Source organism: Cellulomonas fimi, from assembly GCF_028527925.1.
GTDB classification, from domain to species: domain Bacteria; phylum Actinomycetota; class Actinomycetes; order Actinomycetales; family Cellulomonadaceae; genus Cellulomonas; species Cellulomonas fimi_C.
This window is the reverse complement of record NZ_JAPESW010000002.1, coordinates 156,563-174,964: the sequence shown is the minus strand read 5'-3', so window position 1 is coordinate 174,964 and position 18,402 is coordinate 156,563. Positions and strand designations below refer to the sequence as shown.

Sequence of the window (18,402 nt, the reverse complement as noted above, 5' to 3'; positions counted from 1 at the left end):
TCACAGCCCGCGTCCAAGGGGGCACCCTCCAACGCCAGGTCAGAGCGTGTTCCGAACGCTGCGATGCCCCGTCAGGCGGTTCCGACGGGGCATCAGCAGATGGGGGCGGTGCTCTACGCGGAGCGCTTCGCCTTCTCGGCGTTCGCGACGCGCCAGAGCCCGCGCAGGCGGGCGTCCTTCATGCCGTCACCAGCGGGCGGCAGGGATGCGACCTCCGAGGCGAGCTCGGCGTCGGTCATGGTGGCAAGCACCGTCCGGTACTCGAACGGCATGATGGGGCGCGTCCGCCACGGCGTCTCGGGGATGGGCGTCTCGCGAGTCCACGCGGCGTTGCTCTTCTGGGCGGCCTTCGCGTTGGCGATCTGGCGACGACGGCGCTCCCTCTTGATGAGGTCGCGGTAGACGGACGCCTGCTCGCGTCCGAGTGCCTCGGCGTCCAAAGTGTCGCGCTCGTGCGCGAGCTCATCGGAGTCCATCTCGCGCAGACGCTGCCGGTACGCCGTCGGGTCGTCGGTCGACCAAGCAGGAGCCGGGCCTGTCGCGTCCGGGCGGCGCTTCGCACCTCCGCGTGCGGCGTAGCGGGCAGCGTTGCGGCGCTGGGCGCGGACCGCAGGGGAGCAGCAGGAGCAGGAGCAGCGGGCGTGGCTCTCGTGCACGGCGGGGCCTCCACATGACGGGGGAGGGGTATCGGTCTCCCGTCAGTGGGGCGCGCCCGAGGCACCCGGACCGGCAGTGGTCAGCGGCGCCGGACCGCGCTCGCCCACAGCCAGGCGTTGCCGACCCGACCGGCCGGGTCCTGGTACTCCACGAACGCCTGGCGGGCCGTCCACCGCAGCGCGCGGGCTCTCGCCTCGAAGCTCTTCCCGCTGGCGGTGGAGATCCACGCCCATACCGGGATCGGCGCGCTCGCCTCGACGACCGGCTCGTCCTGGCGGGCAGCGGGCGGTGCCTCCACGGCGGCGTTACGCAGCGGCACCCGCTCCAGCGCCTCACGCTGAGCGCGGGGACGGCTGTGTCCAGGGGTCACGGGAATTGCTCCAGTCGATCGAACGTCTGTTCGAACGTTACCGCGCCCGGGTCGACTTGCCTGCTTCGTGGTCATACCTGTAGGTCGGGCCTGGACCGGGTAACCGCACCGGCACGCGCGACGATCAGCGACCGAGGAGCCGCCCGAACCCGCGGCGCAGACGCTGGGCGGCCTCCATCGCGAAGTCGCGCACGATCTCGCTCGTGGTGGTTGAAGGGCGGTAGCCGAAGCGACTGCGCATGGCGGTCGAGAGCCGAGAGCGGTACTGGCCGTTCGGCTTGATCCAGCGGCCGTTGGCCGGGTCGATCAGCGAGGCGTCAGCGAGGTCGTGCGCCGCTTCCTGCTTGGCCTTCTGCTTCGCCGTGAGCGGGCGCGGTGCCTTGCTCTGGGGCTCGTCCATCGGGCGCACTGACGGCTCCTTCTTCTCGCGTGTCGGCTGCGGCGCGGGCTTGGACGTCCCGTCGCCTTCCCCGGCAGCGACCGAGGCGGCGATCTCTCGCGCGACCTCAGCGACCGGGTCGATGTCCTCCTGAGCGAGCACCTGGTCCCACGTCGACGCGGGCGTCAGGTAGAGCGTGACGTCGTCCCCGTCGTCGGTGGTGCGCTTCTTCCACAGACGCGCGTACCAGAGCTGGCGCGTGTACTCCGTGCTCGCGTAGTGCAGCGCGCGCCCGCCCACGCGGTGGACGGTGCCGTCCGGCTCGATGCGGAACGTCCCCGAAACGAGTCGTGCGCCGATCTCGTCGCACACGCGGTCGAGCACGACAGTGGCAGCCGTCTCGTCACTCGTCTCCTGGCCGTCAAGCGTGCGGTGCTGCCCCTCCTTGAGAGCGGGGAACTGACCGATGACCTCGCCGACCGTCGGCAGGCTCCACGCGCGCTGCGGCTTGAGGTCGTCGTAGCGGATCAGCGTCTGCCCGCCGAGCATCTCCTGTGCCCGCCGGTTCTGGCGGCGCCGCGCGTTGCGGTCGATCCGGCCGCCGCCAAGCCACGACGCCGAGATGACCTCCCCGCGCGCAGCGGCAGCCATCGAGTCACCGACGGCGGCCTCGTGGGCGGACTTCGCCGCCAGCGCAGCAGCAGCCGCAGCAGCAGCCTCGGCACCGGCGGCCAGCGCCCGCTCGTGCTCGCGGAGGACGCGCTCAGCGGCGCGCTTGTCTCGGGCGAACTTCCGGCCAGCAGCAGCAGCCCGGCGCAGGCGTGCAGCGCGCAGCCGGTCCCGCCTGCCCCGCCAGCTCGCCGCCTTCCGACGCTCAGCGGCGCGACGCTTCCTGGCCGCGAGGTCGGAGCGGGCGAGTACCTTCTGCGCGCGCGACAGGCTGATGCCGTGCGCAGCGGCGTACCGCTTGATCCGCTCCTCGGCCTGCCACGACCGCTCGTTCGCACGGTGCGCCTTCGCCGCCTCGGCGTCCACCGCGTCGTACGCGGCCAGGGCCTCGGCCGCGCCGAGGTAGTTCATGCCACTCTTCTCGACGAGCGCCATGATGCGATCGTGCTGCTGCTGACCGCTCTCGATCAGGCGCAGCTCCCTGGCCGCCAGCGTTGCGACGGCCATCGCCTTCATCGCCTCACGCATGCTCATCCCGTTCGCCTCCGCGAACAGCGCGATGCGCGCCCTCGCGGACCCGGTGCGGGTGCGTCGTGCGGTCTCCCGCGAGCGGAGCCTCGCGTTGACCTTGTGCTGCGCCCACAGACCGCGGCTGCGGCCGGACGACCGGCGCATCGACGACGTGCTGGTGGCCGGACGGACCACCGGCGACCCGGCGACCCGCGGCGTCCGTGTGGTGCCCGTGTGCTCCCGTTGCCTGCTCGCGGTGTCCCGGCTACGCGTCCCGGCGACCCGACGACGGCCGGTGCTGGCTGGGCGAGTGACAGGGCGTGCCGACGGCGTCCCGGCCTCGGCGGCGGTCGGCAGGCCCGCTCCCACCTCGACCGCGCGACGACGAGCGACCTGCTCATCCTGCCGACGTGCGCGAGCGGCGCGCTGGCCCGCGACGTTGGCCCGGTAGGCGCGCTCGTTGGCCTCGAAGATGGCCCGGACGCGGGCGTCTCGTTCCGCGCGAGCGGTGGCCTGGGCCCGCTTCATCCCGAGGTTGGCCTGGTGCCTGCGCTCGTTCGTCTCGAACGTCGCCAGCCCCGCCAGGTGGCGCTCCTCGCTGGCGTTGGCCTGGGCGCGCCTGCGCCCCTCGGACGCGTGGTGCTGGCGATCGGCGAGCGCACGGTTATCAGCGCGCACCTCGTCGCGCTCGGCACGGCGGGTCTGGCGGACCTGCTCGCGCACGTTCCGCGCACGTCGCTCGCGGCGGTCCTGCTCGCCGCGCGCGTAGTCATCGCGGGCGCGCTGGTCGGAGCGCATGTCGTCAGCGATCTCGTTCTTGCGGTGTCTGCGTTGGTTCTCCTCGAAGACGGCCCGGCCGTGCGCAGCCTGCTCCTCGCGTCGCGTCTGGCGCTGTTCGTCCGCGAGCTCGCGGGCGCGCGCAGCACGGGTCTCCTCGTCCCGGCGGGCGGCTCGGCGACCCCTCTCGGCGAGCGCCGCCTCGCGCTTCTCGTGCTCGCGACGGGCCGCGTTGCGTGCCGCCTCGATGTCCCGATCGGAGACGTCCGTGGTCCGGCTCGGCGTCCCGCTGGGCCGCGGCGTCTGTCCCGCGCTGTCCCGCTGCTTCGGCCCACGCTGGCCCGTGTGGGCCACGGCGGGGCGTCCCGCCGGGACACCACGAGCCGGAGGAGTGGGCCGCGTCTGGCCCGCCGAGTTCCCGCCGGTGAGCGCGTCGAGCGCATCATCGAGCAGGGACGGGACGGGCTCGGCCGCGGCGGGCACGACGAAGGCCGCGCCGTCGGTGGCCTCGGGCGCGGTCTCCTCGATCCACGTCTGCACGTCGGGCTCGCCCGCCGCGTTGACCTGCGTCTCGTCAGTCATCGGTGCGCGTCTCCTCGTCGACGTCGTCCGGCTGGAGCGCTGGGTACCCGAGCCGACGCTGCCGGACGCGCTCCGGCGCGATGCGGTCACGCCAGGCGGCGAGCTGATCCGGCCCGTCGTGTTCGGTGTCGCTGTCCCACGGGTCGTTCTCGGTGTCCCACGGCTGCGAGGCGGTGGTGTCCCACGGGTCGTTCGGCTGGCTCATGCGGCGCGCTCCTCCTCGGTCTCGGTCTGCCTCTCCGGCCCGTGAGTGGGCCGAGGGTCCGGCACCCGGCCCGTCTCGCGACTCCACCGGCCGACGAACCTCTTGGCGTCGTCGTCATCCCAGCCATCACGCACGAGAACGCGACGGGCGGCGTTCGCCGCGACGCGGGGAGTGGCGGCGAGCTCCGCCTGGCCGTTCCGCAGCCACGCGGCGGTGGCCTCGTCGCTGCCCTCGCCGTGCTCGTCGTCCGCGGCGGCGGCGTCTGCCCGAGCGGCGAGCACCTCGTCCCCGGTCGCCTGGTCGGCGGCCTCCCATGCGACCGTGAGCCACGCGGCGGCGGCGTCGACGTCGTCCGGGCCGTCCGGCGCTTCACCAGCCGCCTTCACCATGACCCGCGCGACCGTCTTGACGGCGAGCCTGTACGCCTCGCGCTCGGCCTGCTGCTCGGCCTTCTTCTCGGCCGCACGCCTCCGGCGCTCGGCGAGAGCCTCGACGCGGTTAGCTGCGGTGGCGGCGCGACGCTCAGCGTCGCGCGCCTCAGCCTCGGCCCGGCACTCGTTCGCTCCCGTGCTCGCGGCAAGCTCGTCGAGCGTGGCGAACACGTCGAGCTCCGAGTCGTCGGACCAGCCTGGTAGGTGCGTGTCCAGGGCCTTGCGCAGCGCCCGTCGTCCCGTGACGCCGATGCCGTAGGCGGTCGGGTCGAGCCCGGCCGTCGTTGCGGCCCACAGGCACCACGCGCGCGGCGACAGGCCGCCGGGGGAGGCATACGTGATCGCCGCATGGTCGGCCGCGAGGATGATGTCGGCCAGCCGATCGATACCGCGGTCACCGCGGGCGAGCGCGACGACGGTCCGGTGCCGCGCGGCGACGGTCGCAGCCTCGACAGCTCGCGCGGGTTCGATCTTCCAGACCCACGCCCGGCCGCGAGACATCTGAGTGACGTGCAACCAGCGCTGCGCACGGGCGAGGTTCAGAGCCTTGCGCGCGGTGTTGTCGCTGCCGAGTCCGGCGAGGAACGCGAGCCGATCGCGACCCATGATCACCGTGTCGAAGCCTCGGTTGCGCGCTGTGTCGAGCGACGCGAGGGCGAGCACGGCGAACGCATGCCGTGCCGTCGAAAGGGCGCGCGGCGCGGGCACCTTCTCGCCGTCGAGAATGACGCGCGGGTACGCGATGAGTTTTGCCAGTGCGCGCTCGGCGACGAACTCAGCCACCCCACCCTGCCCCCCGCGGGAGGAGGAATGAGCGGCATACCGACGGGCTTCCCGGTCCAGTGCGTACCAGGCCGGGGAACCGATCAGCGCTTCGAGCTCCGTGCCGTGGGCGTGACGTCGGATGAACGATGCGACGTGTTCTTGGGTGGCTCCCTTGACGTGGGTCGCGGCGAGCAGCAGGGCGAGCGCACGGGGCTCCGGGAGCTTGGGAGCAGTCGCGGCGAGCAGGGGCAGCAGGGCAGCTTCGAGCTGCTCGTAGACGTTGGCTCGGCGATGGGGCATGGGGTACCTGGCCTCGCTGGTGTGATCGGGCTTTCGGAGGCTTACTGAGGACGTGTTATGCCGTTCCCTGACGGGAACGTCAGGTAGAACGGCATAGGTCACGGAGTTCAAGTAGGTCTCGCGCTTCGCTACCGCATCGCTTGCCTTGACGTGGTCCGGAGTGATCCTCGTGACGACGTCGTTGTGCGTGACGGTGTGCGTGCATGGCTAGGTGCTGGCCTCGCGTTCCACCTGTTCGTCCGAGGCCGTGCCTCACCGGGCTCCACATGGGTTGTGACGCGGGTCGATGGCCACGCTGATCGGTGTGCACCTCATCGGAGGAGGGTGACGTCCCGCTGGCTCACGGAGTGCTGTTGTGGATCTCCGGCTGTTGTGCCTTCGGCTCGATGCTCGTCGCGGTCGTCGGCTCGTTCGGCGGGGCGTAACGATGGTCGGATCGAAGAACACCCATTCGGAGAATGCTGCGCATTCCGACTCGCTCCTACCTCGCCTTTGACCTTTACCCCGCCCGTCGCGCGAAAATCGTCGCCGCCGCCGGGTCCGGCTGAACGACCGCTATCCCTCATCCGCCGTGCAGGCCCCATCGCCGAACACCGAACGGGCGAGCTCGACGTCCGAGGCCAGGTAGCCGTAGCCCTCCTTGGCGCTCGTCGTCCACGGGTAGCCCGGCGCGCGCATCAGTCCGTAGGCGGTTGCATCAGCCAGCCGCTCCAGGTTGCCGCCACTGACCTCGTCGCCCGCGTCGGCGCATCCGGCCTCGACGATCAGGACGTGCGCGAGCTCGTGCAGGACGGTCGAGACGAGGTGGTCGACGTACTGGCTTGCCTCGTCCTCGGAGAGCCCGGTCAGAGCGTCGAGGTCGCCACCCATCAGTTCGACGAACGGGGACTCGACGTCGATAGCCCACGCGCGACCCGCGACGAACAACGAGCCCGGCTCGGTCGAGCCCTCGATGTCGCCAACGGGCTCTCCCCACCACCACCGCACGCCGTATGCGTCAAGGATTACGTCGGCTATGTGGGTGGCCCCGTGCTTGTTGAGCGGGTAGCTCCAGACTCGCAGCGGGTGTCCCTCGCGCTGCCAGCGGATGACGGCCAGGCTCTCGTGGGCCAGGTCGAGCGCTACGTGAGCAGCGTCCGCGTCACCAGCGATGAAGGCGGCGCTGGCGACGGAGAGGCGCTCGTACAGCGTCGTCCGGAGTCGTGCGTAGCCCGGCCACGTGTCCTCCACAGGAAGGTCGTTCGCCCGCGAGCGAAGGTGCTCCAGTCGTGATCCGACCTCCGCCGGTTCGGCGACGGTGGTAGCCGACTCGCCAGGCGCGGGCGGCGCGGCAGGCGCGATGGTGGCCGCCGGGAGATGCTCCGGCCTCGGCTGGGTCGCCGTCGTCTCGGTGACCTCTGGCGCGAAGCACGCGACGGTGAGCGCGACGGCCGCGGCCCCCGCGATGACGCAGCGGCGGTGGTGCACGAGCGGTCTCCTCAGGTCGTGGGGTGGTCCGACCGGGGCTGTTCGGTGATGCCGAAGTGGGGTGCCGGTCCGACCTCCGGGTGGGACGGCGGCGCGCCGTCGGCACCGCATCGAGACTCCTGAGGACGCCCGCGATGAGCACCCAGACCGCCACCCGCAAGCCCGCCCGCAAGCCGCGCACCGGCTCGCCGATCAGCCGTCGCGCCCGCAACGCCGCGCTCGTCCTGACGGTCGTCATCGCGCTCGCGTCGATGGCCCTGTCGTACGTCGGGCTCGCCGGGCTCGGCGTCCTCATGGGCTGGTCGCCCCAGCTCTCGGTGCTGCTGCCGGTCCTGGTCGACGGGCTGCTGATCGCGGCGACGATCGCGGTCGTGGCCAAGGCCGAGCACCCGCGCCGGGAGCTCGCCTACTCGTGGGTTGTCCTCTCGTTCGCCGCCGTGCTCTCCGTCGTCGGCAACGCCGCGCACGCCGCCCTCACGTACTCGGGTGCGGCCCCGCTGGCGATGGTGCTCACGGTCCAGTCGCTGCCGCCGGTCGTCCTGCTTCTCTCGACCCACCTGCTCGTTGACCTGACTCGTGCGGCCAAGCCGAAGGCCGCCAAGAGTGCGCCTGTCGTCGTGAACGAGCCAAAGACCGACGTCGCGCCCGACGCTCCGGCCAACGCGGTAGCGGTGACCGAGCCGCCCGCCCGCCGGTCCGCAGCCGAGCTTCGCGCGGCCGTCGCCGAGGCTCTCGCCGCCGAACCCGACCTCTCGCGCCGTGCGCTCGCCGAGCGACTGGGGGTCGGCAAGTCCACGATCGACCGTGCCGTCGCGGCGCTGTCCGAGGCGGTGGCCGCGTGAACCTTAGATGGGACATCACGACGGAGGGTGCAGTCGAGTACGAGCGTCTGATCCGGTCGCTCGCGGCACGTCGGCCTGACCTGCACGACGCGCTCCTCGACGATGTCCGCGACCGGCTGGAGCGCGATGACGAGGACGAGGACGACGCGGCGTTCGAGGCACGTGCCCGCCACTGCCTCGCTTGCCTCGACTGCATGAGCACGCTCGACTGAGGCAGCGCTCGACGCGCAGTCCTCCTGCCTTAGCGACGACCGCCACGCCGACCTGGCCTAGCGGCCAGCGCGCGCCCGCGTCCGAACCGGCCACCTAGTCGGCAACCTGTCGGGCAGTGCACCTACCGTCGACCGATAACGAAGCTGCCCGGTCACGGACCGCGTGGCCCGTCGCGCTCGGACCGCGATCCGGCGATATCTGCGAATACGAGGCGACGGCTTGATTGCGGCCTACACGATCGAGCCTGGTGCTGCGAGACCGAAAGGCGGGGTGTCTAGCTGCTCAAGCGAGAGACCACGTTTACCGCGCGCGTCGCGAGGATCGCCTCCACGATCTCGTCGATCTCGCGCTTCCTCTGCTCGACGATCGGGCTCTGGATGATCTCGTGCGAGATCGCCGTCACGATGACGGCGCGGCTCGCGAAGAGTTTCGTCATGCCCTGCCAGAAAAGCAGCACAGCGACGACCACACCGAACAGCGCCCAGGGGGTCCACTCGAAGGCGAGCGCGACGGAGAGCACAGCGACCGGCAGCGCGAGGTTGAGCCGGAGGTCCGCCTCCGACTCCTCGCGGTCCATCTCGTCGTAGAGGTCGCGGCTCGCGACGAGCAGGCGAGGGCGGAGGCTCTCGGGGGTCGTCAGCGCTCGCTCGCCGTCGGCGGCGCGCAGGTCGAAGGACTCCGAGAGGCGTCCTCGCTCAGAGTCAGAGAGCTGGTTCTTCTCGCACACGCGGCGAAGGTGGGCGTCGAGCTCCCGCATGAAGTGGCGCTGGAGGATCGCCGCCTGGCGACGCTGTGAGAGCGAGACGAACCGCTTGATCGCCTGGCCAACGATGCCGACGTAGAGCGACCCGAAGAGGTAGCAGACGAACGACGCAACGGCGAGTGTGACCGTCGCGCCGAGGGCCCCGAACGTGTCGTAGGCACGTGCCAGGAAGCCTGTGGCCTCCGCCTCCGTCGGGAAGGCGTCACCCCACCGGATCCAGACGATCGCCCCAAGGCAGATGCCGACGGCGAGCGGTGTCCGCAGCTCGCGCGCGCCGGGCAAGATCGACGCCAGCACCTTGGCCCCCCTTCGAGGTTGTAACTCCGACCCACTCGATGGTCCTCGCCACGACCGGCGCCCGACAGGTTGAAGTTGCCTGCGAGCCGCCCGAGGCTACCGAGCCGAGCGCGGTCGACGGTCCTCGACACGGCGCGCGCTGCGCGGCGCGTCGTCCCGAGCCTCCGTCAGCACCTCTCTGAGGCGGCAGCGCTCGTCAGCTGCTCGATGTCGGGAACGGGCGCAGTGGCGGCTAGGCCGCGAAGCCCAAGAGTCGCTGCTCGTAAGGCGCTAGGGGCACGCTCGGTGCGTAGCCAGTGACCTCGCGGACGGAAGTCAGCACGGCACGCGCCGTCGCTATGAACGTCGCTTCGTCGACCTGATCGGCGAACACGTCGGCTGACCAGAAGATCAGGTCGCGCCAGAACGCCAGCGCCATGTAGCCCTCGCCAACGTCGACCACGAGTTCGTCGTACTGAACCTCATTGCCCTCGGGGTCCCGCCCAACGTCAGCGCCTCGCTCGACACCATGCCCGCCAGCGCGAAGTCGCGCAGCGATCAGGGTTGACCACTCGCGCGCCTCGGCGGTCGTCGTCGCGTCGAGCGGCCGAGAGGGGTCCCGATCCACTCCGCCAGGCGTGAGGTCGATCTGCCACCGGGCGCCGAGCCAGCCCGCGGGCTGTGCCTTTGCCGCGAGCCAATCCGGTGTGTTCTCAGGGGTCCGCGGGAACCGTTCGGCGTCTCGGCGCCATGAGTCCGGAGCGAACTCGTAGGTGGGTTCGTGGTCGTAGTCGAAGTCCGCGGTGATCCGACCGTCGGGTGTGACGCGGATCGTGGCCGTGTACCAAGCCCCGAGGCCCGGCCGATACATCCGCGAGCGCAGCTCCAGAAGCAGGTCAAGGAAGTCATCAGACGGTGGGGGTTCGAGGCGCGCCTGACCGTTGGGACCATCACAGATGAGCGTGTCGGTGAAGGCGTCGCCCACGCTTTGGTGGATATAGATCAACTCGCGCCAGCCGTCCGGCGCTTGCTCGACCAGTCCACGCGCGAGCGTGCCGTAGTCATTCGGCGTTGGCTGGATGGTCACTGGAGAGCACCTACTCGGGAGTGGAGGACGCCATTAACGTAGACCCTCGCTGTGAATCGGTCGGGTCGCAGCGAAGTCTCACTCGGGTAGCGAATGTCGACGACCAAATCGATCTGTGCCGTCGGGTTCTCCCGGGCGAGAGCGCGGATGGATGCCTCCATCTTCCCGTAGGCCCCTGACGAGCCGTTCAGGACCCGGTCCATCGCGACGATGTTCACGCGCTCACCTGGACCGCCACCACCCGCCGCTTGGATGTGCCCCCCGACGTCGGTGGCGCGCCGGTCCTGGCCACCGGCACCCGTCTGCGCATCCCGGTGGCGTCGATCGGACGCGTCGGCGCGGTCAGTCGGCTCCCATCGCGCTTCGACATGGTCGACCCGCCCGAGCTCGTCGGTGACGAAGACGGACCGTTCGTCGACGACGTAGACGGAGTTTGGTTGAGGGTTGTTCAGCGTCGCGTTCCACGAGCCCTTGTGGCCGCTGATCTCGGTGTGCAGCGTCTTGTCCGGGAACCGCGCGGCGGCGTCGTCTCTCAGCGACCGTACGTCCGCTGGGAGATCCGCCGGACTGGCCGCATCGGCACGGCCGGTGGGCGGCTCGTCCCTTCCCGGCGGGACGCCGTCGCCTCGCGAATCCCACAGCGATGGCCTGGGGTCGCTCGGAAGGGCATCCCTCGGGCCCGCCGTGCCTCGATCCCCTGAGGAATCGATCGTGCGTCCGTCGGGGCCGACGAGGTGTCGCTCGGAGGTGTGCGCGTGCTCTGACAGCGGTACAGCCTCGGCGACGGGGCTCTCCACGGTCTCGACGTCGCGCACGGCCACGTGACCAAGCTCGTCGTGCCTTGCGAGAGCCGGGGCGTCATCGAGTGTGCTGACCACCTCTGGGACGTCGAGTTTGGCGACCGACTCCAAATCCGCAGTCACGCGAAGACCGCCCGCAAGGTCGTCCAGTCGAGGCAGCGCGAACTGCGCCCCCTTGACCGTGGCCGAGAGCGGATCGGCCCAGTCGAGCACCTCGGCTCCGCGCGAGAGCCACGAGGACACCTTCGCGCCCTTCGCCGCTGCGTTGGCGGCGGTCGCGGCACTCTTCGTGCCGGACACGGCCGCGCCGACCGGGAAGAAGATCGTCGCGATGTTGAAGACCGTCCCGCCCGCAGCGCGTGCTGGGTCGTCCCCCCAGGTGTCCCAGGACACCATGCCCTTTCCGAGGCCCTTCCATGCATCGCCGGAGCGTCCGAGTGGCAGCAACCCGTGCCCTTCAGTCAGGTGCATCGTCAGACCGAAGTAGCTGAAGGGAACTAGGTCGGCGATCCCCATCCACGACTCGCGCAGCGTGGCCTCCGAGTAGCGCCAGTCCCGAAACCCAGCGAACTGCGCGAGCCCAGTGACCCCGCTCCACAGACCGTCAACGACGATGCCTTCCCAAACGAACCGCTTGACCTGGACCGCCGCCGCCTTCGGGCACTTGTCCTCGCGTGCGACCGCCGAGCCCCAGGGTATCGCCACCTCGATGGGAACCGCCGTGAGCCCGTAGCCGAGCGGGTCATCCTCGCCCGTCATTGCGTGCCACGGCGCGGCGCAGTACAGCGCGCGGATGGCATTCGCACAGGTTCGCTCGGCTTCCCACAGCGCGACCTGCTGGGCGTTGACCCGCGCTACCAGGGCCGCGTTCGCGTCGACGAGCTGCTGGTTCTCTTGCCAGTCCGGGTCCGACGCGATGCTCCGACGGAAAGCCATCGCATCCGTTTGCACCCGCGCGAGCGTCGCCTTGATTGGTCGGATCGCCTCGGCGTACACCCTGAGAGCCGCTGCTACCTTCTCGACGTCATCCCCGAAGTCCCGGGACCTCCCCTCGACCGGGTTCATCACCGCGAAGAGTTGATCGGCCTCGGGTGCCTGGTACGCAGCGGCGAGCCCGCGCCAATGCGCCACGATCCCCGCTCCGTGGTCTCTGACCGCTTCCCCGGCCTCCGCAAGGCAGTCCGCGGCAGCGATCACGCCATCCGGGTCCAGCATGTCGCCGGGGATCGCTGGTGGGTCTATCACGCCGCCGTGTGTCGACATCGAGCCCCCTCAGCAAGTCGGACAAAGCACGCGCGCCGACCCTAGTGGGTCACGCCCGAACGCTGTGCCGCGTGCTCGAATGTCCACACGAGCGGCGGATCGTTACGTGCCAGGCGACTGAACCACGATCGTCGGTACGGGTCCGGGTGTTTGGTGATCCCAGATCGCGACGCCAACGACCGCGAGGACGGAGGCCACCGTAGCCACGACGACGGCCCATGCCGCCCACGCCGCCGAGTGCGCGGCTCGGGTCGCGGCGGCTGCCTGGCGCTCAGCAGTTAGCTGAGCGATGCCCTGACGAAGATTGGCCTCAACGACGTCAAGCCCCTTCACGGCCTCCGCGGCTGCGGTTGCCAGCTTGGTGACGTCCTCGACCCGGCGCCTGATCGGCGCGGGATCACCGACGTCTTCTCCGCTCTCGGCACGTTGGACGAGTTCAGAAGCCTCCGTCAGGATCGCCACCATCGACTCCGCGGTGCGCGTCGCAGCATCCTCAAGCGCAGGCCGATTGGTCGTGACGTTCGCGAGTCGGCGCCGGAGCTCGACCTCGTCCTCGCTCATGGAGGTTGATGAGGTTCGATACGGCCATCGCATGCCGGGAGCGTGGCACGGCGCACTACGGGGGAGTTTCAAGGCGCGCCGGTCACACGCCGCTCGGAGACTAGCCCCGACGCCGCGGCTGACTACTACCGTTCGAGCATGTCGCGTCGGACGAGTACCCGAACCACTCTCACCGTCGTCGCGGCGCTCATAGTCATAGCCCTGGCTTTTCTAGCGGGCTACGCAGCCAGCCCTGCCAGCCCGGCACACCTGTTCGCGCGAACGGCTGACGAGTGGGTCGCCTTCGGAACGTGGGTTGCCGTCATGATCGCCGCTGTCGCCGCGGCCGTCGGTCTGTTCCAGGCACGCGAGGCTCGCGCCCTGCGCATCTCGCAGGCGCAGGCGTACGTCGTAGCGATCATGGAGACCAACCCTCACCAGAACGAAGTCGTCGAGGTCGCGATCAAGAACATCGGCGCTACCGAGGCTCGGGACATCCGCATTTCGGTCGACCCGCCGCTACGGCGCACCGGCAACAACGGCATCGGCGTCGAGGAGGTCTGGCTCCCCGAGACCATCCCCTCCCTGGCGCCGGGGCAGGAGTGGCGCACGTTGTGGGACATTGCCCGCGACCGGATCAAGTCGCCCGAGCTCAAGGCCGAGGATCGCCACGTGATGACCATCGGCTACACCGGCGTGGAGGTCGCCGGGCCGCAGCAGTCAACCGCGGTACTGGACTGGTCTCCGTTCAAGGGACGGATGTGGATGGAGGTGCGTACGAGCCACCACCAGGCCAAGGCCGTCGAGAAGATCGCGAAGACCTTTGTGGAGATTACGGAGGGTCCTAAGCAGCGACGCAGCCTGTCGGTGACGGGCCGTGACGGTGCCGCTGCCGACGAGGCGCGCGCCGCCCGCCAGGCCGACTTAGTCGCTCGGCTGCACGGGCGATTCGCCCAGCCAGACGCGCCCGTCCTCAGCAACGAGGAGGGCGACCCGCCTGAGACTGGGGCGGACTCCACGGCGTCGGCGGGGACGCCTTGACCGACTGACGACTAGCCGTGCCGTAGCTCCCCGTTAAGACGCGGGGTGCCGACATGTGGGCGAAGGGGCGCGCGGGCCAGTAGCGGTGCTCGTGCCGACGGAAGGCTGGAAGCGGCGATCGCGACAGCTTCCCAAGGGCCCGCGGGGACGACCCTCGCCAAGCCCTCCTGTATCTGAGGGCGACGCGATCGGCACCTGATGCTGCGAATATCCCTAGCCGAAAGCCCCGATTCGAGCGTCTTACTGAGAATGGTAATGAGAAGGGTTCTACGCGGTCCGGGCCGCGCAGTCGCGCCCCTGCCGTCCCCAGGTTCTCGCTGCCGCTCCAACCTGACGCAGCCAGCGGAGCTGTCTGCTGCCGCCACGCTCCGCGCGGCGAGGGACGCTCCGCCCACAGCAAGCTGTGGGCTCCGGCAACCCTGATCGCTCCGGGCACCGGAGCGCTCAGCGTTGCTGGTGGGGTCGCCCCAGGAGGTGACCCTCTCGTCGGCCGACACCCACGAAACGCAACCCGCAGGTCACCTCTGCGAGGTGAGACGCCAGCGAAAAGCCCGCACCACCTCACGTTCGCGCCGCCGCCGCCGGGCAGTTCGTCTCGGTCCCAGCCACGTTGCCGTCGCACCGGTGTCTGCGCTGCGCGGACCCTCACGTCGCACGTCACGGACAGCCAGCATCCCGACGTCCGCTACGCCCAACACATCACCTGTCGCACAGCAACGCTGGCTCCGGCGGGCCATTCGCCTCCGGCTTCATGACCGGCCCGCCTACGCAACGACACCCCACAACGGCGAACACACCGACCAGCCGAACACCACGACACCGTCACGCCATAGACACCCGCACCGGACAGCGAACGCACCACCGAAACGGCGAGGCCGCGTCAGCGGCCGAGCCTCATCTCTCCCATCGCCCGCCGGGGCAGAGGTTCGGCCTAGCGGCCAGCCACCGGCCCGCGCTATCGCGCGGACGGCGCATGCTGGCCAGCCGGAGCCGCTACTTTCGGGCCATGTTCGGTTCGATCGCGCAAGGGGCCAACGCAGTGGTCGCCTTCGTCGGCGCGTTCGGACTGCTCGCTGCGATCGTCATCGGCGGCGAGGACTTCTCGCCGCAAGAGGTCGCCTACTACCTGGGCAGGGGAGGCGTCTGGGTCGTCATGGTGGTCCTGGCCATCAGCGTCGTCGACGGGCTGCGGAGCGACGTGAGCTCGTGGCGTCCCAACTGGTTCTTCTCCGCGCTGCTGGTCATCACTGCGGCGGGTTCCGCAGCGATCGCGTTCGCCGACGAGCTGGAGCAGGGAATCATCCAGACGTACGACGAGGCTTCACGAACGTCGCGAGTGGTATGGGCGGCCGTCGGGCTCCTCGTCGTGCTCTACACCGTCTCCCTGGCGACGCTCCAACAGCGCCAGCGGACAAGGCTTGCCGAACGTCCACCCCCGCGCGGGGCGATTTACCGCAGCCGAGGACGCCGCCGTTGGCAGGAGCCGGTCCGGGCGAGCCGCGCGCTGCGCTCGTTGCGGCGCTCAGGCCGACACCCGTCCACTTAGCCGGACCCCGGTCGCCGTCTCGACGAGGGCGGCTACACCCGCGGCAGGCGTGGCGCTCGGAACGTCGCCCTCACCAGCGCTCGTCACCCGCTCGCCGCCGGACCTCCCCGAACCGGTCCATCACTTCCTCGCGGACGGCAGGTGCCTCTTCCGGGGGCACGGAGAGGACACCAGCCGAGCCGCAGCGATCGCACTCGGGTGCGTCTCCCAGGTGTAGCCCTGCGAACGAGCAGACAGGGCATGGAACGAGCACTCGTCCGTCGGACGGCGATCCCTCGTCCACGCGTCTACCTCCTTCGCTCGCACGAATCGTGCCAGCGCGACGGGTGCTTAGCCCACATGATGTCTGCGGTCGTCGTGCTTGGTGTGCCGGGGCGGTAGCGCCAACGTTGGTGGGCGCCCCACGTACTATCCGCGCTGTGACTTCCCGACCGCTTCCTGAGCGTGCACTCCTCGTGGCTGCGCTGCGCTCCGCCGACCTCCACTTCCAGCGGTGGGCGTCCGCGGCCGACTGGAGCACCGACGTCGGGCGCGGGCTGACGAGGTGGCGCATCGACGCTCGGCTCATCCCCGACGGGGACGAAGACGACCCGGTAACAGCGGTCGTCGGCGCTGAGGGTGCGGGACTTGGTGATCCCGAGCCCGACGGGACGCTGACGATCCTGTCGATGACGGGCTACACGGTGCGCCCTGCGACCGTGAGCTCGGTGTTCGACGCGCTCGACTCCATCGACTCGGCCACCGCCGAGTACCTCGCGCTGATCGATCCGAGCTCTGATGACTGGTCGGACGATCTGGTCGAGGTCGTCGACGACGCGGAGATGGCAAGCCTCGCGCACATCGTGCACTCCGTGCGCGTCGCCCCGCTGTGGCGCGGGCTCGCCCCGACGCCTGAGCTGCCCGGCGCCGGGTCGTTCCTCGTCGAGCGTGCACTAGAGCTCCTCAGTGGTGAAGGATTCGCACTGCTCGCCCTCAAGCCCTGGCCTGTGGACACCCCTCGCGAAGACGGTGCGGAGCCTGACCCTGTTGCTCTCGCGCAGGTCGAGCGCGTCTGGGGCCGTCTTGGCTTTCTACCGTTCAGCGGCGGGCTCTGGGTCCGGGCGACATGGCACCGCGCGCCGGACAACATCACGGAGTTCTTCGACGCGTAGCGCGCCGTCTTACGAGCGCTGGCGACCGGCTTCGGAAGCGTCGGGCTGCTAGTCCGTAGGGCCGTCCGCGGCGGGCAGCAAGCCAGACGAGAGCCAGCCGTCGATGTTGATGCGAACCACGTCAAGCACCCTCTCGGCCTCGGCCGTCCAGTGCCACAACGAGTGCTCGACGAACGTGCGTCCCATGCTCTCGTAGTTGAGCCACCGGTCGTAGTCGCCGTGCATGTAGGCGCCGTACAACACGTCCACAACCAGCTCCTGAGCCGTCCGGTCATCCCCTTGGTCGGACCCGTACATCACGATCGGCGGCTGCTGATCGACGAGTGACTTGAGTGCTAACGCGAACGCCGAAGCCTCGTCATCGCACAGCTCGGCCGCGACAGCATCGAGGACCTTAGGCACGTAGACGGAGTCCGACTTCCCGAACATGAACTTGCGCAGGCTCATCGCGCGCACGAGCCGGTGCCAACGGTCCGACGCATCGCGAGGCGCGCCGAACGTGAACTGCTCCTGGTTGACCGGAAAGGCTTCCGCCATCGAGCGGTATTCGTCGTGGAGCGCGATGAAGAGCCGGATGCGATCCGCAGGTGTCGGCGGCGTCCTGGTCACGTGTCGAGTTTGCATCAGCTCCGCGGCCAGCAGATGCACTGTCACCCGCTCTGGATGGAAGTAGCCCCCCCGCTGGTGAAGCGGGAGGGCTACCGCACAGCGGCCGATCGTTTGCCGAGCTAGGGGGGCGCGGGGCTTGTCCTCGGTCGTCGTACCGCTGTGCCCCTAGGTGGGCCAGGTCGTCGGCAACGGCATCACGCCTGTTGCGCATGCGCCCAGGCGCAGGACGTGCGCGAGGAGGTCCGCCGCGACCTGATGGAGACCGGCGGCCGCAAGGAGGTCGCGATGATGGTGCCGGTCGTGTTCCTCATCCTGCCGGTCACCGTGGCGTTCGCCGTCTTCCCGTCCCTGCTCGTCCTCCGGATCGGGCTGTGACCGGGCGAGCAGTACGTCCCGACCCCGGGCGGTCCGACCGGCCGCCCGCCGAGCCGCGAGGAGCGACCCCTGATGAACACCGGACCGAGCACGAGCGCGCCCGTCCGACGCGCGACACGTCGTCGCCGCCCGAGCCCGGCCGCCCGGCTCGCGATGCGGCTGGCCCACCGGTGGGGCGTCGCGGTCGCATCGGGGAGAGACCGCGGCGACGTGCCGGGCTGGGTCCTGGTCACGCTCATGACCGCCGGACTCGTCACCGCGCTGTGGCTGGTCGCCGAGCCGGCGCTCAGCCAGGTCTTCGACGACGCCATCGCGAGCGTGACCGGCGACTGACGCGCGACGCGGCGCGGCCGTGGGACGATCCGCCGTTTCACGACGGCGGGTCCGCGGTCGTCGACTTCGTGCTCGTCGGGGCGCTCGTCACGGTCCTGTTCGTGGCGGTCGTGCAGCTCGCGCTCGCTCAGCACGTGCGGAACACGCTCGTCGACTGCGCGGCCGAAGGAGCGCGGTACGGGGCGCTCGACGGGCACGATCCCGCCGACGCCGTCGCCCGGGCGCGCGACCTGGTGACGCAGTCGCTGTCGGCCACCTACGCCGCCGACGTGAGCGCCGTCCGCACGACGCTCGACGGGATCGAGGTCGTCGAGGTGACGGTGCGGGCACCGCTGCCGGTCATCGGCCTCGTCGGTCCGGGCGGGGCGCTGACGGTCCGCGGTCACGCGTACGCGGAGGACCAGTGACGGGCCCCGACGTCCTGCCGGCACCGGCCCCGAGTGACGGGACC

General features: G+C 70.3%; 18 protein-coding genes and 1 pseudogene. 8 read left to right on the top strand and 11 right to left on the bottom strand.

Annotation, left to right across the window (positions count from 1 at the left end; genetic code table 11):
- Positions 1–113: 113 nt before the first annotated feature.
- From OMK64_RS01715 to OMK64_RS01690, 6 genes are all read right to left on the bottom strand, one after another.
- Positions 114–476 (bottom strand): hypothetical protein, encoded by a 363-nt coding sequence (locus tag OMK64_RS01715; RefSeq protein WP_272726229.1) that lies wholly within the window; start codon positions 474–476, stop codon positions 114–116.
- A gap of 260 nt (positions 477–736) precedes the next feature.
- Complete coding sequence (locus tag OMK64_RS01710) at positions 737–976, bottom strand: hypothetical protein (RefSeq protein WP_272726228.1); 240 nt, start codon at positions 974–976, stop codon at positions 737–739.
- A 175-nt stretch (positions 977–1,151) separates the two neighbouring features.
- Positions 1,152–3,944 (bottom strand): hypothetical protein, encoded by a 2,793-nt coding sequence (locus OMK64_RS01705; RefSeq protein WP_272726227.1) that lies wholly within the window; start codon positions 3,942–3,944, stop codon positions 1,152–1,154.
- Positions 3,937–4,149 (bottom strand): hypothetical protein, encoded by a 213-nt coding sequence (locus OMK64_RS01700; RefSeq protein WP_272726226.1) that lies wholly within the window; start codon positions 4,147–4,149, stop codon positions 3,937–3,939. The genes OMK64_RS01705 and OMK64_RS01700 overlap by 8 nt, the downstream gene beginning before the upstream one ends.
- The gene (locus OMK64_RS01695) at positions 4,146–5,645 is read right to left on the bottom strand and encodes a hypothetical protein (RefSeq protein ID WP_272726225.1); all 1,500 of its coding nucleotides are present in this window, start codon (positions 5,643–5,645) and stop codon (positions 4,146–4,148) included. Before OMK64_RS01695 ends, OMK64_RS01700 begins: the two co-directional genes overlap by 4 nt.
- 555 nt (positions 5,646–6,200) lie before the next feature.
- Positions 6,201–7,112 (bottom strand): hypothetical protein, encoded by a 912-nt coding sequence (locus tag OMK64_RS01690; RefSeq protein WP_272726224.1) that lies wholly within the window; start codon positions 7,110–7,112, stop codon positions 6,201–6,203.
- A 134-nt stretch (positions 7,113–7,246) separates the two neighbouring features.
- Here OMK64_RS01690 and OMK64_RS01685 point away from each other — a divergent pair, with 134 nt between their 5' ends.
- Positions 7,247–7,954 carry a DUF2637 domain-containing protein gene (locus tag OMK64_RS01685; protein WP_272726223.1) on the top strand — a complete coding sequence of 236 codons (708 nt, stop codon included), beginning with the start codon at positions 7,247–7,249 and terminating at the stop codon, positions 7,952–7,954.
- Positions 7,951–8,166 (top strand): hypothetical protein, encoded by a 216-nt coding sequence (locus OMK64_RS01680; protein WP_272726222.1) that lies wholly within the window; start codon positions 7,951–7,953, stop codon positions 8,164–8,166. The genes OMK64_RS01685 and OMK64_RS01680 overlap by 4 nt, the downstream gene beginning before the upstream one ends.
- A gap of 275 nt (positions 8,167–8,441) precedes the next feature.
- On the opposite strand, the gene OMK64_RS01675 is transcribed toward OMK64_RS01680, so the two are convergent.
- The 4 genes from OMK64_RS01675 to OMK64_RS01660 all read right to left on the bottom strand — a co-directional run bounded on the left by OMK64_RS01675 (position 8,442) and on the right by OMK64_RS01660 (position 12,917).
- Positions 8,442–9,227 carry a hypothetical protein gene (locus OMK64_RS01675; RefSeq protein ID WP_272726221.1) on the bottom strand — a complete coding sequence of 262 codons (786 nt, stop codon included), beginning with the start codon at positions 9,225–9,227 and terminating at the stop codon, positions 8,442–8,444.
- 232 nt (positions 9,228–9,459) lie between these two features.
- Positions 9,460–10,293 (bottom strand): hypothetical protein, encoded by an 834-nt coding sequence (locus OMK64_RS01670; protein WP_272726220.1) that lies wholly within the window; start codon positions 10,291–10,293, stop codon positions 9,460–9,462.
- Entirely contained in the window at positions 10,290–12,356 is a 2,067-nt protein-coding gene (locus OMK64_RS01665; protein ID WP_272726219.1) for a DNA/RNA non-specific endonuclease, read from the bottom strand. The genes OMK64_RS01670 and OMK64_RS01665 overlap by 4 nt, the downstream gene beginning before the upstream one ends.
- A 102-nt stretch (positions 12,357–12,458) precedes the next feature.
- Positions 12,459–12,917: a hypothetical protein gene (locus OMK64_RS01660; RefSeq protein WP_272726218.1), complete on the bottom strand. Its 459-nt coding sequence runs from the start codon at positions 12,915–12,917 to the stop codon at positions 12,459–12,461.
- 138 nt (positions 12,918–13,055) lie between these two features.
- Here OMK64_RS01660 and OMK64_RS01655 point away from each other — a divergent pair, with 138 nt between their 5' ends.
- The 3 genes from OMK64_RS01655 (at position 13,056) to OMK64_RS01645 (ending at position 16,634) form a co-directional block, all read left to right on the top strand.
- Positions 13,056–13,937, top strand: coding sequence for a DUF8453 domain-containing protein (locus OMK64_RS01655; RefSeq protein WP_272726217.1), 882 nt, complete (start codon positions 13,056–13,058; stop codon positions 13,935–13,937).
- 1,006 nt (positions 13,938–14,943) lie between these two features.
- Positions 14,944–15,483, top strand: a complete 540-nt coding sequence (locus OMK64_RS01650) for a hypothetical protein (RefSeq protein WP_272726216.1) — start codon at positions 14,944–14,946, stop codon at positions 15,481–15,483.
- A gap of 419 nt (positions 15,484–15,902) precedes the next feature.
- Positions 15,903–16,634 carry a hypothetical protein gene (locus OMK64_RS01645; protein ID WP_272726215.1) on the top strand — a complete coding sequence of 244 codons (732 nt, stop codon included), beginning with the start codon at positions 15,903–15,905 and terminating at the stop codon, positions 16,632–16,634.
- Positions 16,635–16,682: 48 nt separating this feature from the next.
- On the opposite strand, the gene OMK64_RS01640 is transcribed toward OMK64_RS01645, so the two are convergent.
- Positions 16,683–17,243 carry a hypothetical protein gene (locus OMK64_RS01640; RefSeq protein WP_272726214.1) on the bottom strand — a complete coding sequence of 187 codons (561 nt, stop codon included), beginning with the start codon at positions 17,241–17,243 and terminating at the stop codon, positions 16,683–16,685.
- Between the two features lie 213 nt (positions 17,244–17,456).
- On the opposite strand from OMK64_RS01640, the pseudogene OMK64_RS01635 reads away from it, so the two are divergent.
- From OMK64_RS01635 to OMK64_RS01625, 3 genes and pseudogenes are all read left to right on the top strand, one after another.
- Positions 17,457–17,618 (top strand): annotated as a pseudogene (locus tag OMK64_RS01635) (type II secretion system F family protein); the annotation flags it as partial.
- 153 nt (positions 17,619–17,771) lie between these two features.
- On the top strand, positions 17,772–17,951 hold the full coding sequence (locus tag OMK64_RS01630; protein ID WP_272726291.1) for a hypothetical protein: 180 nt from the start codon (positions 17,772–17,774) through the stop codon (positions 17,949–17,951).
- Positions 17,948–18,358: a TadE/TadG family type IV pilus assembly protein gene (locus tag OMK64_RS01625; protein WP_272726290.1), complete on the top strand. Its 411-nt coding sequence runs from the start codon at positions 17,948–17,950 to the stop codon at positions 18,356–18,358. Before OMK64_RS01630 ends, OMK64_RS01625 begins: the two co-directional genes overlap by 4 nt.
- The last annotated feature ends 44 nt before the right edge of the window (positions 18,359–18,402 follow it).

Bases quoted from the DNA above. Each gene is read 5' to 3' on its own strand.
- OMK64_RS01655 (WP_272726217.1), top strand. From the start codon at position 13,056: ATGTCGCGTCGGACGAGTACCCGAACCACTCTCACCGTCGTCGCGGCG.
- OMK64_RS01705 (WP_272726227.1), bottom strand. From the start codon at position 3,944: ATGACTGACGAGACGCAGGTCAACGCGGCGGGCGAGCCCGACGTGCAG.
- OMK64_RS01650 (WP_272726216.1), top strand. From the start codon at position 14,944: ATGTTCGGTTCGATCGCGCAAGGGGCCAACGCAGTGGTCGCCTTCGTC.
- OMK64_RS01630 (WP_272726291.1), top strand. From the start codon at position 17,772: ATGCGGCTGGCCCACCGGTGGGGCGTCGCGGTCGCATCGGGGAGAGAC.
- OMK64_RS01695 (WP_272726225.1), bottom strand. From the start codon at position 5,645: ATGCCCCATCGCCGAGCCAACGTCTACGAGCAGCTCGAAGCTGCCCTG.
- OMK64_RS01660 (WP_272726218.1), bottom strand. From the start codon at position 12,917: ATGAGCGAGGACGAGGTCGAGCTCCGGCGCCGACTCGCGAACGTCACG.
- OMK64_RS01665 (WP_272726219.1), bottom strand. From the start codon at position 12,356: ATGTCGACACACGGCGGCGTGATAGACCCACCAGCGATCCCCGGCGAC.
- OMK64_RS01700 (WP_272726226.1), bottom strand. From the start codon at position 4,149: ATGAGCCAGCCGAACGACCCGTGGGACACCACCGCCTCGCAGCCGTGG.
- OMK64_RS01685 (WP_272726223.1), top strand. From the start codon at position 7,247: ATGAGCACCCAGACCGCCACCCGCAAGCCCGCCCGCAAGCCGCGCACC.
- OMK64_RS01715 (WP_272726229.1), bottom strand. From the start codon at position 476: ATGGACTCCGATGAGCTCGCGCACGAGCGCGACACTTTGGACGCCGAG.